1 pseudogene is annotated in these 351 nt (G+C 71.2%); it reads left to right on the top strand.

Annotated elements, in window-relative coordinates:
- Window positions 1-351, top strand: a pseudogene (locus V1L54_RS29360) (RNA-guided endonuclease TnpB family protein); the annotation flags it as partial.

Below are 351 nucleotides of genomic sequence, written 5' to 3'. Positions count from 1 at the left end.
ACGGCACGCCTCGAAGACCACCGTCCGGTACGGGGACCAGTCCGCGCAGCTCAAGGAGATCCGCGCCTTCGACTCCGAGCGCCAGGGCCGCTGGTCGTTCTCCTCCCAGCAGGCCACCCTGCGACGTCTGGACAAGGCGTTCGCCGCGTTCTTCAAGCGGGTCAAGGCCGGGCAGACTCCGGGCTGCCCGCGCTTCAAGGGCGTCGGGCACTTCGACACCGTCACCTTCCCCAAGGACGGCGACGGCTGCCGCTGGGACTCCGCCCCCAGCGACCGCCAGACCCGTGTCCGCCTGCAAGGTGTCGGCCACATCCGTGTGCACCGGCACCGGCCCGTGCAGGGCCGCGTCAG

The sequence above is a fragment of the Streptomyces rubellus genome (assembly GCF_036323805.1).
In the GTDB taxonomy this organism is placed as follows: Bacteria; Actinomycetota; Actinomycetes; order Streptomycetales; family Streptomycetaceae; genus Streptomyces.
This window is presented reverse-complemented; position numbering and strand designations above follow the sequence as displayed.